The organism is Thermomonas brevis (assembly GCF_014395425.1).
GTDB lineage: Bacteria > Pseudomonadota > Gammaproteobacteria > Xanthomonadales > Xanthomonadaceae > Thermomonas > Thermomonas brevis.
In genome coordinates this window covers 2247457-2263923 of the sequence record NZ_CP060711.1, presented here as the reverse complement: position 1 = coordinate 2263923, position 16467 = coordinate 2247457, and the positions used below count along the sequence as shown (strand labels likewise).

Sequence of the window (16467 nt, the reverse complement as noted above, 5' to 3'; positions counted from 1 at the left end):
CCGCACCTGAAGACACTGGATGCCCGCCCACGCGGACACGACGAGCAAATCCATGACCACCCTCGCCTCCGGCTACGATCCCAAGACCTTCGAATCCCGCCTCTACGCCGACTGGGAGGCCAGCGGCGCGTTCGCCCCGACCGGCGACGGCCCCGCCTACACCATCCTGCTGCCGCCGCCGAACGTCACCGGCACCCTGCACATGGGCCACGCGTTCCAGCACACGCTGATGGATGCGCTGGTGCGCTACCACCGCATGCGCGGCTTCCGCACGCTGTGGCAGATGGGCACCGACCACGCCGGCATCGCCACCGAGATGGTGGTGTCGCGCAACCTCGCCATCGAGGGCAAGGGCGAGACCCGCGATTCGCTGGGCCGCGAGAAGTTCATCGAAAAAGTCTGGGAGTGGAAGCAGCATTCCGGCGACACCATCGAGCGGCAGATGCGCCGCCTCGGCGCCTCCGGCGACTGGTCGCGCAGCGTGTTCACCATGGATCCGATGGCTTCCGACGCCATCACCGAAGCCTTCGTGCGCCTGCACGAGCAGAGCCTGATCTACCGCGGCCAGCGCCTGGTCAACTGGGATCCGGTGCTGAAGACCGCGATCTCCGATCTGGAAGTGGCGAGCGAGGAAGAGAGCGGCCACCTGTGGTCGATCCGCTATCCGCTGGCCGATGGCGCGACCTACGAGCATGTCGAAGTCGATGCCGACGGCGTCGAGACCCTGCGCGAAACCCGCGACTATCTGGTGGTCGCCACCACCCGCCCGGAAACCATGCTCGGCGACACCGCCGCGATGGTGCATCCGGAAGACCCGCGCTATCTCGCACTGCACGGCAAGTTCGTCGATCTGCCGCTGACCGGCCGCCGCATCCCGGTCATCACCGACGACTACGTGGACCGCGCCTTCGGCACCGGCGTGGTCAAGGTGACGCCGGCGCACGACTTCAACGACTACGCGGTGGGCCAGCGGCATGCGTTGCCGCTGATCAACATCTTCACCGACGAGGCGAAGATCGTGTCCTCGCGCGAAGACATCGCCGAGAAATATCGTGGCCTCGACCGCTTCGACGCGCGCAAGCTGATCGTCGCCGACCTCGAAGCCGCCGAGCTATTGGTCGAAATCAAGCCGCACAAACTGCAGGTGCCGCGCGGCGACCGCAGCGGGCAGGTGATCGAACCCTTCCTCACCGACCAGTGGTTCGTGAAGATGGACGACCTAGCCAAGCGCGGCCTGGAACTGGTCGAATCCGGCGAAGTGAAGTTCGTCCCGCCGAACTGGATCAACACCTACCGCCACTGGCTGGAGAACATCCAGGACTGGACGATCAGCCGCCAGCTCTGGTGGGGTCACCGCATCCCCGCGTGGTTCGACGGCGCCGGCAAGGTCTACGTCGGCCGCAGCGAGGCCGAGGTGCGCGCAGCGCATGACCTCGGCGACGCGCCGCTGCGGCAGGACCCGGACGTGCTGGAAACCTGGTTCTCCTCGGCGATGTTCCCGTTCAGCACGCAGGGCTGGCCGGACGAAGACAAGATGGCCGAGCTCGGCTTCGACGCCGCGCTGCCGACCAATGTGCTGGTGACCGGCTTCGACATCATCTTCTTCTGGGTCGCGCGGATGATCATGATGACCGACCGGCTGGTCGGCCGCGTGCCGTTCCGCGACGTCTACATCACCGGGCTGGTGCGCGACGCGCACGGCCAGAAGATGTCGAAGTCGAAGGGCAACGTGCTCGACCCGCTGGACATCATCGACGGCATCAGCGCCGACGCGCTGGTCGCCAAGCGCACCACCGGCCTGATGAAGCCGCAGGACGCGCCGAAGATCGAGAAGGCCACGCGCAAGGAGTTCCCGGAGGGCATCAACGCCCACGGCGCCGACGCGCTGCGCTTCACCATGGCCGCGCTGGCCGGCCCGGGCCGCGACATCAAGTTCGACCTGTCGCGCGCCGAGGGCTACAAGAATTTCTGCAACAAGCTGTGGAACGCGACCCGCTTCGCGCTGATGAACGTCGGCGAGGCGTCCTTCGCCGGCAAGCCGACGCCTGCGACCGACGCAGAGAAATGGATCCTCGCCCAGCTCGACCGCACCACGGCGGAAGCGGCGGAGCACTTCGCCAGCTACCGCTTCGACCTGCTGGCGCAGTGCCTGTACGAGTTCACCTGGAACCAGGTCTGCGACTGGTTCGTGGAGCTGGCGAAGCCTGCGCTCAACGGCGAGGACGCGGCCTCGGCGGATTCGACCCGCCACACCCTTTTGTACGTGCTGGACGCGCTGCTGCGCCTGCTGCACCCGCTGATCCCGTTCGTCACCGAGGAGCTGTGGCAGGCGGTGGCGCCGAAGCTGGGCAAGTCCGGCAGCATCATGCTGCAGCCGTATCCGCAGGCCGGCGACATCGACGCCGCCGCGTTCGCGCAGGCCGACGCCGACATCGAGTGGCTGAAGGCGATGGCCAGCGCCGTGCGCCGCATCCGCAGCGAGCTGGGCGTCTCGCCGGCCAAGCAGCTCGCACTGCTGCTGCGCGGCGGCAACGCCGACGACGCCTCGCGGATCGCCCGCTTCGACGCGCCGCTGCGCTTCCTGTGCCGGCTGGAACGCATCGAAACGATCGCGGGCGAACCGCCGGCCGCGGCGCCGGCGGTGGTCGGCGAGTTGCAGCTGTTCGTGCCGCTGGAGGGCCTGGTGGATCTCGACGCCGAGCGCGCGCGCCTGGACAAGGAGATCGCCAAGGTCGCCGCCGAGAAGGACAAGAGCGAGGCCAAGCTGGCGAAGTTCGGCGGCAGCGTGCCGGCGGCGGTGGTGGAGCAGGAGCGCCAGCGCCTGGCCGACTGGAGCGCCAAGCTCGACGCGCTGGCCGCGCAGCGGTCGCGGCTGGGCTGATGGCGGAAGGCGGCGCACCGGCACGGCGCGCCGCCCCTCCCGGACTTCCGATCGCGGAAAACGAAAAAGCCCGCAGCGATGCGGGCTTTTGCTTGGGAACGCGCCGATGGTGGCTATGGGTGGACTCGAACCACCGACCCCAGCATTATGAGTGCTGTGCTCTAACCGGCTGAGCTACATAGCCGACGCGAACCCGGAATTATTCCGGCTTTGCCCGCCGCCGTCAATCGCGCGCCGTCCTGCTTGCGGCATCCATGCGGCGCTGGCAGAGTCGGAACCAGTGTATTTCTGGAGTCCGCATCGTGATCGATCCGGACGGGTTTCGCCCCAACGTGGGCATCGTGCTGATGCACGAGGATGGACGCGTGTTCTGGGCGCGACGCGTGCGCCGGGACGGCTGGCAGTTCCCGCAGGGCGGCATCAACAGCGACGAAACGCCGCTGGAGGCGATGTACCGCGAGCTGCACGAGGAAACCGGGCTGCAGCCCGCGCACGTCGAGGTGCTGGGGGCTACCCCCGGCTGGCTGCGCTACCGGCTGCCGCCGCACGCGATCCGGCGCCGCGACCGGCTGGTCTGCATCGGCCAGAAGCAGGTCTGGTACCTGTTGCGCTTCAAGGGCAGCGACGCCGACCTGCGGCTGGACCTGACCGACACGCCCGAATTCGACGGCTGGCGCTGGGTGGACTTCTGGTATCCGCTGGAGCACGTGGTCACCTTCAAGCGCAGCGTCTACGGCCGCGCCCTGGGCCATCTGGCCCCGCTGGCGCGCACCATCGCCGGCGCGCAGGCGGTGCCCGAACCCGCGATGGCCGTGGCGCCGCTTCGGCCGGGACAGGTCCGCCGCCGCTGACCGAAGCGGGCTCTCGCCCTTGGGCAATTCGACTCGCCCTGCCCGCCAAGCTGAACGGGCCGCGACCGCTCGTCGGCGCGATGTTGCATCGCAACAAATCCGGGCTTATGCTGCATCGCACAAACTCCGGCAACCCCTGCCGGGCACAAGAAAGCAACGCAGGAGACCGCCATGTACCAGTTCAACGACCAGTTCACCAAGGCCGCCAGCCAGTTCGCCGACGCGGCCGCCAACGTCAACCGCCTCGCCCTGCAGAACGCCGAGAAGGCGTTCGGCCTGCACCTGGCCGCGGTCGAGGAAAACCTCAACGCCGCCTTCGCCTTCGCCGGCGAGCTGATCGAAGTGCGCGACGCCGAGGGCCTGAAGGCCGTATGGCCGAAGGGCATCCAGATCGCCCGCGCCAACGCCGAGCGCAGCTTCGGCGCCGCGCAGGAAGCCTTCGCCGGCACCGTGAAGACCAACGAAGCCATTGGCGCCCTGGCCAAGAGCCAGTTCGAGCAGGCCGGCGCGCAGGTCAAGGCCGAAGTCGAGAAGGCCACCAAGGCTGCCTCGAAAGCCGCCAAGTAATCCAACCCCAGGGACTACGCGCGGGCCCGCTCCCCCCGGCCCCGCGTCTCCGTGACCCGGCAGCTTCGGCTGTCGGGTTTTTTTTCAGTCCGACGCCGGCCGCAGCATCGAACCGAAGCTCAGGTACCAGGAATCGGCGCCGCTGCTGTTGCGGCCGAAGCCGAGGAACACCGGCCCCAGCGGCGTGTCCAGCCCGGCGAACACGCTGCCGGCGAAGATCGGCGTGCCGCTGCCGAACGCGCGGCGCTCGTTCCAGACGTTGCCCGCCTCCACGCTGCCGCCGACGTACAGCGGCAGCGCGAACAGCCGGCTGGTGTCGCCGGTGCGGCGATAGAACACGCCGCGCACCAGCGCGGCCTGGGTGCCGGTCAGCGAGCGCTCGGAGAAGCCGGACAGGTTGAGGAAGCCGCCCAGGAAAGTCTGCGAGCGGAACGCCGCCTGGTCGTCGATGGCGCTGGCCACGCGGGCGCCCAGCAGCACGTGGTAGCGCCGCCAGGAGAAGGCCTGGTCGAACGCAGCGCGCACCACTTCGCCTTCGGCCTGCGCGTTCGCCCACGGCTGCAGCGACAGCAGTTCGAACTCGGCGCGCGTCCCGCGGGTGGGGAAGCTGACGCTGTCCAGGGTGTCCCAGGTGGCGCCGAAGCGCAGGCCGGCGAAGCTTTCGGCGCCGCGGCTCGGCCACTGCTCGTCGCCGATGCCCCGCCTCACCGAATCCTTGCCGCCCACCAGCGCTAGGCTCACCCGCCATTCGGGCCGCGGCGAATAGCCCGCCTCCAGGCTGAACTGCCGGCGCAGCAGGCGGTACTCCGCGACCTGCACCTGTCCGTCCTGCCACAGCGGCAGGGATTCGCTGTGCAGGTCCAGCGCCGGCTCGACGTAGAACGCGCCGCCGTCGCCGAACGGCTGGTGGAACTCGCTGCGCACGCCGCTGACCCGGCCGAGCTGCAGCAGGTTGCGCCACTGGCCGCCGATCCGGTTGACGTCGTTGAACACCAGCTCCGCCGACAGCAGGTAGTTGCTGCGGCCGTTGAAATCGTCGTCGAGCTGCAGGCCGACCTTGCCGAACGCCGTCCACGGCTTCTGCTGCGGCATGATCTCCAGGCCGGTCTGGCCGTCGCGCTGCACCAGCCGGTAGTCGATGGTCTCGAAGCGGCCGTCGCCGTAGGCGCGACCGATGTCGTTCTCCACCGTGTCGAGGTCGAAGCGCCGGCCGACCAGCCCCTCGGCGGCCCAGGCCACGCGCCGGGTCGCCGACGGCGAATGCCCCGGTTCGACGTCGAGGAAGGCCAGCAGCCCCGGATCGAAATCGCGGTGGCGCTGGTGGGCGCGCAGCGCGGCGTACTGCTCCGGCGCGACCGCGAACGCGCGCAGCTGCGGCAGCATCGCCTCGGCGGCGCGCTCGCCCGCGGCCACCGCCTCGGCGGAGCGGTTGAATTGCCCGGAGGTGATGTCGCCCAGGTCGGGGCGCAGCAGCACGTCGCCCGATCCCAGCGTGTCCAGGTCGCGCGCGGTCTTCTCGGCCATCAGCGCGGTCACCGCCTGGTTGAGCACCGCGGCCGGGCTGGTCAGCCCGTCCTCGCCCAGCAGCGGCGAACCGACGTCGACCACGATCATCCGCCGCGCGCCCAGCGCGCGGACTTCCGAGACCGGCACGTTCTCGGCCAGCCCGCCGTCCACCAGCAGGCGCTCGCCCACCTTGACCGGCGCGAACGCGCCCGGCACCGACATGCTGGCGCGGATCGCCACCGCCAGGTCGCCGTCGGCGAACACCTGCTTCTGGCCGGTGACGATGTCCGTGGCCACCGCGCGGAACGGGATCGGCAGATGATCGAAATCGGGCGTCTTCCAGGTCGACAGCGTCAGCCGGCGCAGCAGCAGCATCAGCTTCTGCCCGCGCACCAGCCCGGCGGGGATGCCCAGGCGGCCGTCGCGGTAGCCGATCTCCAGGTCCAGCAGGTGGCGGAAGTCCTCGTCCTTGCGCTCCATCGGCAGGATCCGCCGCGCCGGGTCGTCCACCAGCACATCGGCCCAGTCGATGGCGCCGACCAGCTTCTCCAGTTCCGCCGCATCGTAGCCCGCCGCGTACAGGCCCCCGACAATGGCGCCCATGCTGGTGCCGGCCACCGCGCAGACGGGGATGCGCTCGCGCTCCAGCACCTTCAGCACGCCCACGTGCGCGGCCCCGCGCGCGCCGCCGCCGCCCAGCACCAGCCCCACGCAATCCGCCGGCGCATCGGCCGCCGCCGCGCCCGCCGCCAGCGGCGACAGGCCGGCCACGCAGGCCAGCATCAGCAGCGCGCCGGTGCGGAGGCGCGTTGGCCATGTCCGGACGTCCTTTCCGTTCTCCATTCCGCCCTCGCGACTGCAAGTGGTGTGACGCGCGCCAATCCGGCCCGATGCCGACGCGGACTTCACCATGACTACCGTCACAGTGCAGTCCCGCTTCCTCGCATTTAGTATACCGTTCGGTATATCATTTGCTTCCCCCTGTTTCGACATCGCTGGCGCGTACCCTCGGGTGCGCCCGGTACGAGTCCCCGACGAATCCCCCCTCCTGGAGCCCCCGCATGGCTACCCGTCCCTCCCAACGCCCGCCCCGGCCGCTGCTGCGCTGGGTCCTGATGCTGATCGGCGTCGTCGTCATCTTCGGCGGCGTGTTCCTGATCAAGGCGATCTTCGCCAAGCAGACCAACAACTTCTTCGACAACATGCCACAGCCGGCGGTGGCGGTCTCGGCCGCGAACGCCCAGCCGCAGCGCTGGAGCGAGGGCGGCGAGTCGGTCGGCACGCTGGTGGCGGTCAATGGCACCGACGTGACCACCGAATCCGGCGGCGTGGTGCGCGCCATCGAGTTCACCGCCGGCCAGCCGGTCTCCGCCGGTTCGGTGCTGGTGCGCCTGAATACCGCCAACGAGGAAGCCACGCTGAAGGCGCTGGACACCTCGGCCCGGCTGGCCGACACCCAGGCGCAGCGCTGGCAGCAGCTGGGCAAGGACAAGCTGGTCTCGCTGGACGACGTGCAGCAGCGCACCGCCGCCGCCGCCAGCGCCCGCGCGCAGGTCGAGGCGCAGCGCGCGCTGATCGCGCAGAAGACCATCCGCGCGCCGTTCTCGGGCGTGCTGGGCATCCGCAAGGTCAACCTGGGCCAGTTCGTGAGCCCCGGCGATGCGATCGTCAGCCTGCAGCAGCTCGACCCGATCTACCTCGACTTCAGCCTGCCCGAGCAGATGATCGGCCAGCTCAAGGAAGGCGACGTCGTGCGCGCCACCGTCGACGCCCTGCCCGGCCAGTCTTTCGAGGGCAAGGTCACTGCAGTGGAGCCGCAGGTCGATCCCAGCACCCGCAACTTCAAGGCGCAGGCCACGCTGCGCAATCCCGACGGCGCGCTGCGCCCGGGCAGCTTCGCCAAGGTCGGCTTCGACCTGGGCGGCGAGCGCGAAGTGGTGGTGATCCCGCAGACGGCCGTGAGCTTCAACCCCTACGGCAACGCGGTGTTCGTGATCGGCAAGGTCAAGCGCAAGGCCGGCGAGACCGACGCCCAGGGCAAGCCGCTGACCGGCGACAAGCTGGTCGTGACCCAGCGCTTCATCAAGACCGGCGCCACCCGCGGCGACCTGATCGCGGTCACCGACGGCCTCAAGCCCGGCGAGCAGGTGGTCACCTCCGGCCTGCTGAAGCTGCGCAACGGCGCCGAAGTGACGGTCAACAACGCCGTGCAGCCTTCCGCCGACGCCCAGCCGAAGGTCGAAAACCGCTAAGGGCGGCCGCGCGCCGCTCCCATTCCTGACTTGCGGGAACCCCCATGAAATTCACCGACATCTTCATCAGGAAGCCGGTGCTGGCGATGGTCGTCAGCCTGTTCATCCTGCTGTTCGGCCTGCGCGCCTTCAGCGAACTGAACGTGCGCAAGTACCCGGAAATGCGCAACGCGGTGGTGAACATCAGCACCACCTATTTCGGCGCCGACGCGGACCTGATCCAGGGCTTCATCACCACGCCGCTGGAGCGCGAGATCGCCAGCGCCGAGGGCATCGACTACATCTCCTCGACCAGTTCGGCCGGGATGAGCACCATCCAGGCCTACATCCGCCTGGACAAGGACCCCAGCGAGGCGCTCACCCAGATCAGCGCCAAGGTCAACAAGCTGCGCGGGCAGCTGCCGCCGCAGTCGGAAGACCCGGTGATCGACCTGCAGCAGGGCGAGCAGATCGCGGCGATGTACGTCTCGTTCGCCAGCAACACGCTGACCAACAACCAGATCACCGACTACCTGACCCGCGTGATCCAGCCCAAGCTGGTCACCGTGGACGGCGTGCAGCGCGCCGACATCCTCGGCGCCGGCACCTTCGCCATGCGCATCTGGCTGAAGCCGGAGAAGATGGCCGCGCTGAAGGTGACCGCCAGCGACGTGTCCAACGCGCTGCAGTCCAACAACGTGCTGGCCGCGGTGGGCTCGACCAAGGGCCAGATGGTCGCCATCGACATGACCGCGCGCACCGATCTGCGCAACGCCGACGAATTCCGCCAGCTGATCGTGCGCGAGCAGGACGGCGCGATCGTGCGCCTCGGCGACATCGCCGACGTGGCGCTGGGCTCGGAGAGCTACGGCACCTCGGTGCGCATCAACGGCGAGTCGGCCACGTTCATGGGCATCTATGTCGCCCCGGACGCGAACTCGCTGGACGTGATCAAGGCGGTGCGCAAGGTCTGGGACGGCGAGATCATCCCGCAGCTGCCGCAGGGCATGCAGGCCAGCATCCCGTACGACAGCACCGAGGCGATCCAGGACGCGATCAACGAGGTGATCCGCACGATCATCGAGGCCTTGGTCATCGTGATCGTGGTGATCTACCTGTTCCTGGGCTCGCTGCGCAGCGTGCTGATCCCCGCCGTGACCATACCGCTGTCGCTGATCGGCGGCCTGTTCCTGATGCTGCTGATGGGCTTCACCATCAACCTGCTGACCCTGCTGGCGATGGTGCTGGCGATCGGCATCGTGGTGGACGACGCGATCATCGTGCTGGAGAACATCCACCGCCACATCGAGGAAGGCATGACGCCGTTCGACGCCTCGATCCGCGGCGCGCGCGAGCTGGCCTGGCCGGTGGTGGCGATGACCACCACGCTGATCGCGGTGTACCTGCCGATCGGCTTCCAGGGCGGCCTGACCGGCGTGCTGTTCACCGAGTTCGCCTTCACTCTGGCCGGCGCGGTGCTGCTGTCGGGCGTGATCGCGCTGACGCTGACCCCGATGATGAGCTCGAAGATCCTGCTGGCGCACGATCCCGACCATCCGAAGAGCAAGTTCGAGAACTGGCTGGACACCCGCTTCGACAAGCTCCACCACGGCTACAAGCGCAAGCTGCACGGCGCGCTGGAGACCAAGTCGGTGATCGCCGCGTTCGGCCTGATCGTGCTGGTGAGCTGCGCGTTCCTGTACATGACCGCGCCGAAGGAACCGGCGCCGCTGGAGGACGAGGGCTTCATCTTCTCGGTCGCCAGCGCCGACCCCATCGCCACGCTGGACTACGTGGAGCGCTACACCGAGGAAGTGACCAAGATCGCCAAAGGCGTGCCCGAGGTGCAGGACTACTTCCTGTTCAACGGCGGCTTCGGCGGCGGCGGCGGCGCCAGCCCCAGCGCGATGGCCGGCTTCGTGCTGAAGCCGTGGAGCCAGCGCAGCCGCTCCACCAACGCGGTGCTGCAGCAGGAGCTTCAGCCGAAGATGTCGCAGGTCACCGGCCTGAACGTGTTCGCGCTGGTGCCGCCCTCGCTGCCCAGCGCGGGCGGCGGCGGTGGCGGCGGCGAGTTCGTGATCGGCGGCGTTGGCGAGCTGTCGCAGCTGTCCGAACTGGCCGACGCGATCCTGCAGAAGGCGATGGCGAGCAAGCGCTTCATCTTCCTCGACAAGGACCTGAAGATCGACAAGCCGCGCATCGAGGTCAACATCGACCGCGACAAGGCGGCCACGCTGGGCATCGACATGCGCACGCTGGCGGCCGACATGTCGGCGATGCTGGCCGGCGGCTACTCCAACCTGTTCTCGATGCAGAACCGCTCCTACCGCGTGATCGCGCAGGTGCAGCGCAGCGACCGCCTCAACGCGTCGGCGCTGGAGAACTACTACACCCGCACCCGCGACGGCGAGCTGATCCCGCTGTCCACCGTGGTGACGCTGAAGGAAAGCGCGCAGCCGCAGTCGCTCAAGCGCTTCCAGCAGCTCAACGCGGTGTCGATCACCTTCGCCCCTCGCCCCGGCGTGAGCAAGGGCGAGGCGCTGGCGATCCTCGACCAGGCGGCCAAGGACGTGCTGCCGCAGGGCTACAGCGTGGACTACGCCGGCGAGTCGCGGCAGTTCAAGCAGGAAGGCTCGGCGATGCTGCTGACGCTGGCGCTGGCGCTGGTGGTGATCTTCCTGGTGCTGTCGGCGCAGTTCGAGAGCTTCCGCGACGCGCTGATCATGCTGCTCACGGTACCGATGGCGATCTGCGGCGCGCTGCTGGCGCTGAACGTGCTGGCGCTGGCGGCCAACGTGCTGCAGTTCATGGGCATCGAGGCGTTCCCAGGCATGAGCATCAACATCTACACCCAGGTGGGCCTGGTGACGCTGGTGGGCGTGATCTCCAAGCACGGCATCCTGATCGTGGAGTTCGCCAACAAGCTGCAGATCGAACAGGGCCTGTCCAAGCGCGAGGCGATCGAGGAAGCCACCGGCATCCGCCTGCGCCCGGTGCTGATGACCACCGCCGCGCTGGTGTTCGCGATGATCCCGCTGCTGCTGGCGAAGGGCCCGGGCGCGGCCTCGCGCTTCTCGATGGGCGTGGTGATCGTGTCCGGCATGACCATCGGCACGCTGTTCACCCTGTTCGTGCTGCCGGCGTTCTATCTGTACTTGGCGCGCGACCACGCGCACGACGCCGGCAAGACCACCGATGCGGAGGCATCGCAGCTGCCGCCGCCGGAGCCGCAACACGGTTGATCGGTTGGAACATGACGCAAGACGAAGCGCCCGGGGAAACCCGGGCGTTTTCGTTGTGGGTCGCGAGGCCGCGTTGCCTGTCCCGGAGGGAGCTTCGCCGCTTAGGGCTCCGCATCCAGCTCCGATGCGCGGCCGCGCGCCATCCATGGCGCGCTCGAAGCGTCCCCCCAAGGCAGGCAACGCGGCACCAACTGTTCTCGCACGTGACGAAAAAGCTCTACCACGACCACGAAAGAAATCGGGCGATGCTGTGCCGGGCAGGAGGTTCGAGCAGACCATGGATGGTCTGCGGCCGCGCATCGGAGCCGGACGCGGAGCCCCAAGCGGCGAACCTCCTGCCCGGCACAGCGGCGCACGCGGGATGCCGCGCAAACAAGCGACTACACGTGTTCGGCAATCCGCAGATGTCGTGCAAGCAATGCCGGATCGATACCCGGCGCATGCGGCAGCACGCCCCAGCACGGCGCAGGCAAGCGCTCGCGCAGCATCGCCAGGTTGTCCTCGACGCGCTCCATCGCCGGATCGACATGCGACGCGATCCAGCCCGCCAACTGCACGCCGTCGTCAGCGATCGCCCGCGCGCTGAGCAGCGCATGGTTGAGGCAGCCCAGCCGCAGCCCGACCACCAGCACCACCGGCAACCGCAGCGCGCGCACCAGATCGGCCTGCATCAGCGACGCCGACAACGGTGCGGCCCAGCCGCCGACGCCTTCGACCACCACCGCGTCGGCGCGCGCCGCGAGCCGCGCATACGCAGCGAGGATCGGCTGAAATCCGACTTCGACGCCGGCATCGCGCGCGGCCAGTTCCGGCGCCAGCGGATGTTCCAGCGCGAACGGATTGATGTCGGCGTAGGCGATGCCGGCCTCGCCCGCCGCCTGCAGGGCCAGCGCGTCCTCGTTGCGCCATTCGCCGTCGATGCGCGCGCAACCGCTCGCCACCGGCTTCATCCCCGCCGCGCGCAGGCCGCGCCCGCGCAGCGCATGCAGCAGCGCGCAGCTCGACAGGGTCTTGCCGATGCCGGTGTCGGTGCCGGTGACGTAGAGCGGGAAGGTCACGTCCGCTCCGGATGCGTCCCGGCACGCGCGCGGCGCTCGAACGCGGAGGCGAAGACGCGCGACAGCGGCATCAGGAGATACGCCATCCCCGGCGCGCCGGTCAGCCAGATCGGCACGCGGGCGCTGCGCGACAGCATCCAGGCGGCCAGCAGCGACAGCAGCGCCACGATCACGCGCCAGCACCAGGCCGCGGCGTTGCGCCGGGTCATCGCCGCTTCGGCCGCATCCAGCCCCAATGCGTCCCGGCGCCGCCACGCGTGCGCGTACAGCGCCAGCATGCAGGCCGACAGCGTGGCGAAGGCGATGCCGTACACCGCGAACATGGCGGCCAGGTCGCCCAGGCTGCCGAACGGCACCGGCGCCCGGAACCAGCCGGCGCTGAGCCAGAAGAACAGCGCGCCGTAGACGATCTTCAGCGGGTACACGTAGACCAGCACCAGGAACACCATCGCCAGGCTGAGCCAGGTGCTGGCCGCGTCGTCCAGGCCGTAGCGCTTGCTCCAGCCCGCGTGCGCATGCCAGAAGAACGCGATCTGCGCGAACGAGGCGGCGAACGCCGGCACGCCCTTCATCGCCTCCATCAAGGCCGGGATGCTGTCCGGAATGGCGTCCAGCGAGATCACCAGCAGGGTGACCGCGAACGCGAACGCGGCGTCCACGAACGCTTCCAGCCGCGTCACCTGCGCGCCGCGCTCCAGAAACCCGTCCGGCATGCGCCGCAGTTCGGAAACTCCCGTCATCCCGTCAGCATAGCGTGCGGCGCTGCTAGACTCGACGGATGAGCTTCTCCGCCACCGCCCTCACCGGCAGCAAGCCGGAACAATACGCGCAGCTGCTGGAACAGGCGCGCGCGCTGCTGCACGACGAACGCGACCGCATCGCCAACGCCGCCAACCTGTCCGCGCTGGTGTACCACGCGCTGCCCGACCTCAACTGGGTGGGCTTCTACTTCTACGACGGCGCCGAGCTGGTGGTCGGCCCGTTCCAGGGCCTGCCCGCCTGCGTGCGCATCCCGCTGGAGAAAGGCGTGTGCGGCGCGGCGGCGCGCACCCGGCAGACGCAGCGCGTCGAGGACGTGAACGCCTTTCCCGGCCACATCGCCTGCGATTCGGCCAGCCGCTCGGAGCTGGTCGTGCCGCTGTACCAGGGCGATGCGCTGCTCGGCGTGTTCGACCTCGACAGTCCGATCCCCGCGCGCTTTTCCGTTGAAGACCAGCAAGGCCTGGAAGCGATCGCCCGGGCGTTCCTGGAATCGCTGCAATGAGCGCGAAGCTGCGCAACATCGGCCCGAAGTCCGCCGCCTGGCTGCGCCAGGTGGGCCTGCGCTCGCTGGACGACCTGGCCGCGGTCGGCGCGGTGGAGGCGTACATGAAGGTGCGCCGCGCCGGCTTCAAGCCCAGCCTCAACCTGCTGTACTCGCTGGAAGGCGCGCTGAAGGACTGCCACTGGCAGGAAGTGCCGGAGGCGCGCCGCACCGAACTGGTGCAGGCCGCCGAGGCGGCCATCGCGCTGCTGCCGCCGCCGCGCGGTCGTCCGGCCGCCGCGCCGGTCACCACCACCCACCACGACGAAGCCGCCGCGCCCGCGTTCGCGCCGCTTTTCGATGCGTACGCCGACGACGATCGTCATGGCGGATCGGAATCGAACGACGGCGACTGATCCGCCGGCCGCGCCCGCGGCTGCGCTAGAATTGCCGGGTTCGAGGTGATCCGCCGGCCCTGCCTGCGGATTGAAACGGGAAGCCGGTGACGCTGCACGCAGGTGCATCCAGTCCGGCGCTGCCCCCGCAACGGTAAGCGAGACAAGTCCGGCATCGGCCACTGTGCGCGCATCGGTTCGATGCAGGCATGGGAAGGCGCCGGACGGGACATCGACCGATGTCCGCCCGCAAGCCCGGAGACCGGCCACGGACACGTCAGGTTGCGATGCGGCGGGCATTGCGCGACGCCGGCCTGCCCGTGCCGCACGCGCATCGCCTTCGTCCGCCGTTTCCGTCCGCAGCGCAGCCGCCCTTCCATCCACGGGCGCGCGGGCGTGCGCGCCGGAGAACCCATCATGCGTTTCCGCTCCATCCCGCTCCGCCTCAACATCCTCGCGCTTGCGCTGCTGCCCTCGCTGGCGCTGGCCCACGGCGACGAGGCCAAGGATCTCGACGCCGTCGTCGTCACCGCCACCCGCACCCCCACCACGGTCGACGCCGCGCTGGCGGCGGTGGAAGTGATCGACCGCGCTCAGATCGACGCCAGCAGCGCGCGTTCGCTTCCGGAACTGCTGCGCGGCCGCGCCGGCATCGCCATCGTCAACCAGGGCGGGCTGGGCAAGCTGTCCACGCTGTTCATGCGCGGCACCGAGTCCGACCACGTGCTGTTCCTGATCGACGGCATCCGCGTGGGCTCGCCGACCTCGGGCCTGACCTCGCTGCAGGATCTCCCGCTGGCGCAAATCGAGCGCATCGAGATCGTGCGCGGCCCGCGCTCGTCGCTGTACGGCGCCGACGCCATCGGCGGCGTGATCCAGATCTTCACCCGCCGCGGCGAGACCGAAGGCGTGCGCGGCCGCGCCCGCATCGCCGCCGGCAGCCACGGCCTGCGCGAAGCCTCGGCCGGCCTCGACCTGCGCGGCAAGCGCGGCGGCGTGGGCGTGGACGTGGCTCACCAGGGCACCGACGGCATCAACGCCTGCAACGGCAACCTGAACACCGACTTCTCCGGCGCGGGCTGCTTCATCAAGCAGGGCACGCACCTCGACCGCGACGGCTACCGCAACAACAGCGCCGCCCTGCGCGCGGACTTCGCGCCCGGCGAAGCCTGGCAGTTCGACGCCCGCGCCAGCCGCGCCGAAGGCCACAACGACTACGACGGCGACTACCAGGACAACTCCGACATCGTCCAGCAGACCGTGGGCGGCAGCGTGCGCTGGACGCCGTCCGAGGCCATGCAGCTGAAGCTGACCGCCGGCCGCAACACCGACGACTCCGACAACTACATCGGCAGCGCCTTCGCCAACCGCTACACCACCACCCGCGACAGCGCGAGCCTGCAGGGCGACTTCGGCGTCGCGAAAGGCCAGTTGCTGAGCGCCGGCTTCGACTGGCTGCGCGACGCTGCCAACGTGGTCGATCCGTGGTCGCCGTTCGCCCGCACCCGCGGCAACCGCGCGGTGTTCGCCCAGTACCAGGGAGACTTCGGCGCGCACGACCTGCAGCTGAGCCTGCGCCGCGACGACAACGACCAGTTCGGCGGCCACACCACCGGCGGGATTGCATGGGGGCTGGACTTCGCCGAGGGCTGGCGCGTGACCGCCAGCCACGCCACCGCGTTCAAGGCGCCCACCTTCAACGAGCTGTACTACCCCGGCGCCAGCAACCCGGATCTGAACCCGGAAACCTCGCGCAGCACCGAGCTGTCGCTGGCGCGCGGCGGCGATGGCTGGCACGTGCAGGCCAACGCCTACCAGACCCGCGCCAGCGACCTGATCGCCTGGGAGTCCTCGCTGTTCAAGCCGGTCAACGTCGAGGACGCGCGCATCCGCGGCATCGAGCTGACCGGCTCGGCCACGCTCGGCGAATGGACGCTGCGCGGCCAGCTCGGCTGGCTGGACGCGCGCAACCTGGACAGCGGCAAGCGCCTCGCCCGCCGCCCGCAGCGCAGCGCGCGCCTCGACCTCGACCGCGACGTCGGCGCCTGGGGCTTCGGCGTGTCCGGCATCGCCGAAGCCGCGCGCTGGGACGACGCCGCCAACACCCTGCGCGTGGGCGGCTACGGCACCCTCGACGCACGCGTGTCCTGGCGCTTCGCCCCCGGCTGGACGCTGCAGGCGAACGTGGTCAACGCCTTCGACAAGCGCTACGAAACCAGCGCCTGGTACAACCAGCCCGGCCGCGAGTTCGTGCTCAGCCTGCGCTGGCAGCCCGAATAAGGACGCCCTCCTCCGCAAGGACGCGCGCAAGGATGCGACAGGCCCGGCAGCGATGCCGGGCCTTTTTCTTCGACCCCGGCGCGACCATGACGCGGCCTTACCAATCCGGCCGGTAAGTTTGGAACGCGTCGCAGGCACGGCCTGCAACGCCGTGTCGCATCGATCTGCGTTCGCGGATGCCCGTTCGTTCGGACCGGCAACATCCGCCGTCCG

At 69.4% G+C, this 16467-nt stretch carries 11 protein-coding genes, 1 tRNA gene and 1 riboswitch; of the genes, 8 read left to right on the top strand and 4 right to left on the bottom strand.

Annotated elements, in window-relative coordinates:
* The first annotated feature begins 52 nt into the window (after nt 1-52).
* Complete coding sequence (locus H9L17_RS10415; protein WP_187569389.1) at nt 53-2881, top strand: valine--tRNA ligase; 2829 nt, start codon at nt 53-55, stop codon at nt 2879-2881.
* A 107-nt stretch (nt 2882-2988) separates the two neighbouring features.
* On the opposite strand, the gene H9L17_RS10410 is transcribed toward H9L17_RS10415, so the two are convergent.
* Nucleotides 2989-3065: transfer RNA gene (locus H9L17_RS10410), tRNA-Met, on the bottom strand.
* A gap of 118 nt (nt 3066-3183) precedes the next feature.
* On the opposite strand from H9L17_RS10410, the gene H9L17_RS10405 reads away from it, so the two are divergent.
* Together H9L17_RS10405 and H9L17_RS10400 are read left to right on the top strand one after the other, a co-directional pair.
* Entirely contained in the window at nt 3184-3732 is a 549-nt protein-coding gene (locus tag H9L17_RS10405) for an RNA pyrophosphohydrolase (RefSeq protein WP_187569388.1), read from the top strand.
* A gap of 171 nt (nt 3733-3903) precedes the next feature.
* Nucleotides 3904-4299 carry a phasin family protein gene (locus H9L17_RS10400; protein WP_187569387.1) on the top strand — a complete coding sequence of 132 codons (396 nt, stop codon included), beginning with the start codon at nt 3904-3906 and terminating at the stop codon, nt 4297-4299.
* Nucleotides 4300-4383: 84 nt separating this feature from the next.
* On the opposite strand, the gene H9L17_RS10395 is transcribed toward H9L17_RS10400, so the two are convergent.
* Nucleotides 4384-6648 (bottom strand): patatin-like phospholipase family protein, encoded by a 2265-nt coding sequence (locus H9L17_RS10395; RefSeq protein ID WP_187569386.1) that lies wholly within the window; start codon nt 6646-6648, stop codon nt 4384-4386.
* Between the two features lie 218 nt (nt 6649-6866).
* Between H9L17_RS10395 and H9L17_RS10390 the strand changes: the two genes are divergently transcribed.
* Together H9L17_RS10390 and H9L17_RS10385 are read left to right on the top strand one after the other, a co-directional pair.
* Complete coding sequence (locus H9L17_RS10390; RefSeq protein WP_187569385.1) at nt 6867-8057, top strand: efflux RND transporter periplasmic adaptor subunit; 1191 nt, start codon at nt 6867-6869, stop codon at nt 8055-8057.
* Between the two features lie 44 nt (nt 8058-8101).
* Complete coding sequence (locus tag H9L17_RS10385) at nt 8102-11278, top strand: efflux RND transporter permease subunit (RefSeq protein ID WP_187569384.1); 3177 nt, start codon at nt 8102-8104, stop codon at nt 11276-11278.
* A 380-nt stretch (nt 11279-11658) separates the two neighbouring features.
* On the opposite strand, the gene bioD is transcribed toward H9L17_RS10385, so the two are convergent.
* Together bioD and H9L17_RS10375 are read right to left on the bottom strand one after the other, a co-directional pair.
* The gene (bioD, locus tag H9L17_RS10380) at nt 11659-12336 is read right to left on the bottom strand and encodes a dethiobiotin synthase (protein ID WP_187569383.1); all 678 of its coding nucleotides are present in this window, start codon (nt 12334-12336) and stop codon (nt 11659-11661) included.
* Nucleotides 12333-13076 carry a TMEM175 family protein gene (locus H9L17_RS10375; protein WP_187569382.1) on the bottom strand — a complete coding sequence of 248 codons (744 nt, stop codon included), beginning with the start codon at nt 13074-13076 and terminating at the stop codon, nt 12333-12335. The genes bioD and H9L17_RS10375 overlap by 4 nt, the downstream gene beginning before the upstream one ends.
* Before the next feature lie 38 nt (nt 13077-13114).
* On the opposite strand from H9L17_RS10375, the gene H9L17_RS10370 reads away from it, so the two are divergent.
* The 3 genes from H9L17_RS10370 (at nt 13115) to btuB (ending at nt 16254) form a co-directional block, all read left to right on the top strand.
* Entirely contained in the window at nt 13115-13600 is a 486-nt protein-coding gene (locus tag H9L17_RS10370; RefSeq protein WP_187569381.1) for a GAF domain-containing protein, read from the top strand.
* The gene (locus H9L17_RS10365; protein ID WP_187569380.1) at nt 13597-13995 is read left to right on the top strand and encodes a TfoX/Sxy family protein; all 399 of its coding nucleotides are present in this window, start codon (nt 13597-13599) and stop codon (nt 13993-13995) included. The genes H9L17_RS10370 and H9L17_RS10365 overlap by 4 nt, the downstream gene beginning before the upstream one ends.
* A gap of 26 nt (nt 13996-14021) precedes the next feature.
* Nucleotides 14022-14259: riboswitch (cobalamin riboswitch) on the top strand.
* A gap of 132 nt (nt 14260-14391) precedes the next feature.
* Nucleotides 14392-16254: a TonB-dependent vitamin B12 receptor gene (gene btuB / locus H9L17_RS10360; protein ID WP_187569379.1), complete on the top strand. Its 1863-nt coding sequence runs from the start codon at nt 14392-14394 to the stop codon at nt 16252-16254.
* The last annotated feature ends 213 nt before the right edge of the window (nt 16255-16467 follow it).

What these genes read in the sequence shown, in the direction of transcription:
- H9L17_RS10415 (WP_187569389.1), top strand. Translation starts at nt 53, where the DNA reads ATGACCACCCTCGCCTCCGGCTACGATCCCAAGACCTTCGAATCCCGC.
- H9L17_RS10400 (WP_187569387.1), top strand. Translation starts at nt 3,904, where the DNA reads ATGTACCAGTTCAACGACCAGTTCACCAAGGCCGCCAGCCAGTTCGCC.
- H9L17_RS10395 (WP_187569386.1), bottom strand. Translation starts at nt 6,648, where the DNA reads ATGGAGAACGGAAAGGACGTCCGGACATGGCCAACGCGCCTCCGCACC.
- H9L17_RS10390 (WP_187569385.1), top strand. Translation starts at nt 6,867, where the DNA reads ATGGCTACCCGTCCCTCCCAACGCCCGCCCCGGCCGCTGCTGCGCTGG.
- H9L17_RS10385 (WP_187569384.1), top strand. Translation starts at nt 8,102, where the DNA reads ATGAAATTCACCGACATCTTCATCAGGAAGCCGGTGCTGGCGATGGTC.
- H9L17_RS10375 (WP_187569382.1), bottom strand. Translation starts at nt 13,076, where the DNA reads ATGACGGGAGTTTCCGAACTGCGGCGCATGCCGGACGGGTTTCTGGAG.
- H9L17_RS10370 (WP_187569381.1), top strand. Translation starts at nt 13,115, where the DNA reads ATGAGCTTCTCCGCCACCGCCCTCACCGGCAGCAAGCCGGAACAATAC.
- H9L17_RS10365 (WP_187569380.1), top strand. Translation starts at nt 13,597, where the DNA reads ATGAGCGCGAAGCTGCGCAACATCGGCCCGAAGTCCGCCGCCTGGCTG.
- btuB (WP_187569379.1), top strand. Translation starts at nt 14,392, where the DNA reads ATGCGTTTCCGCTCCATCCCGCTCCGCCTCAACATCCTCGCGCTTGCG.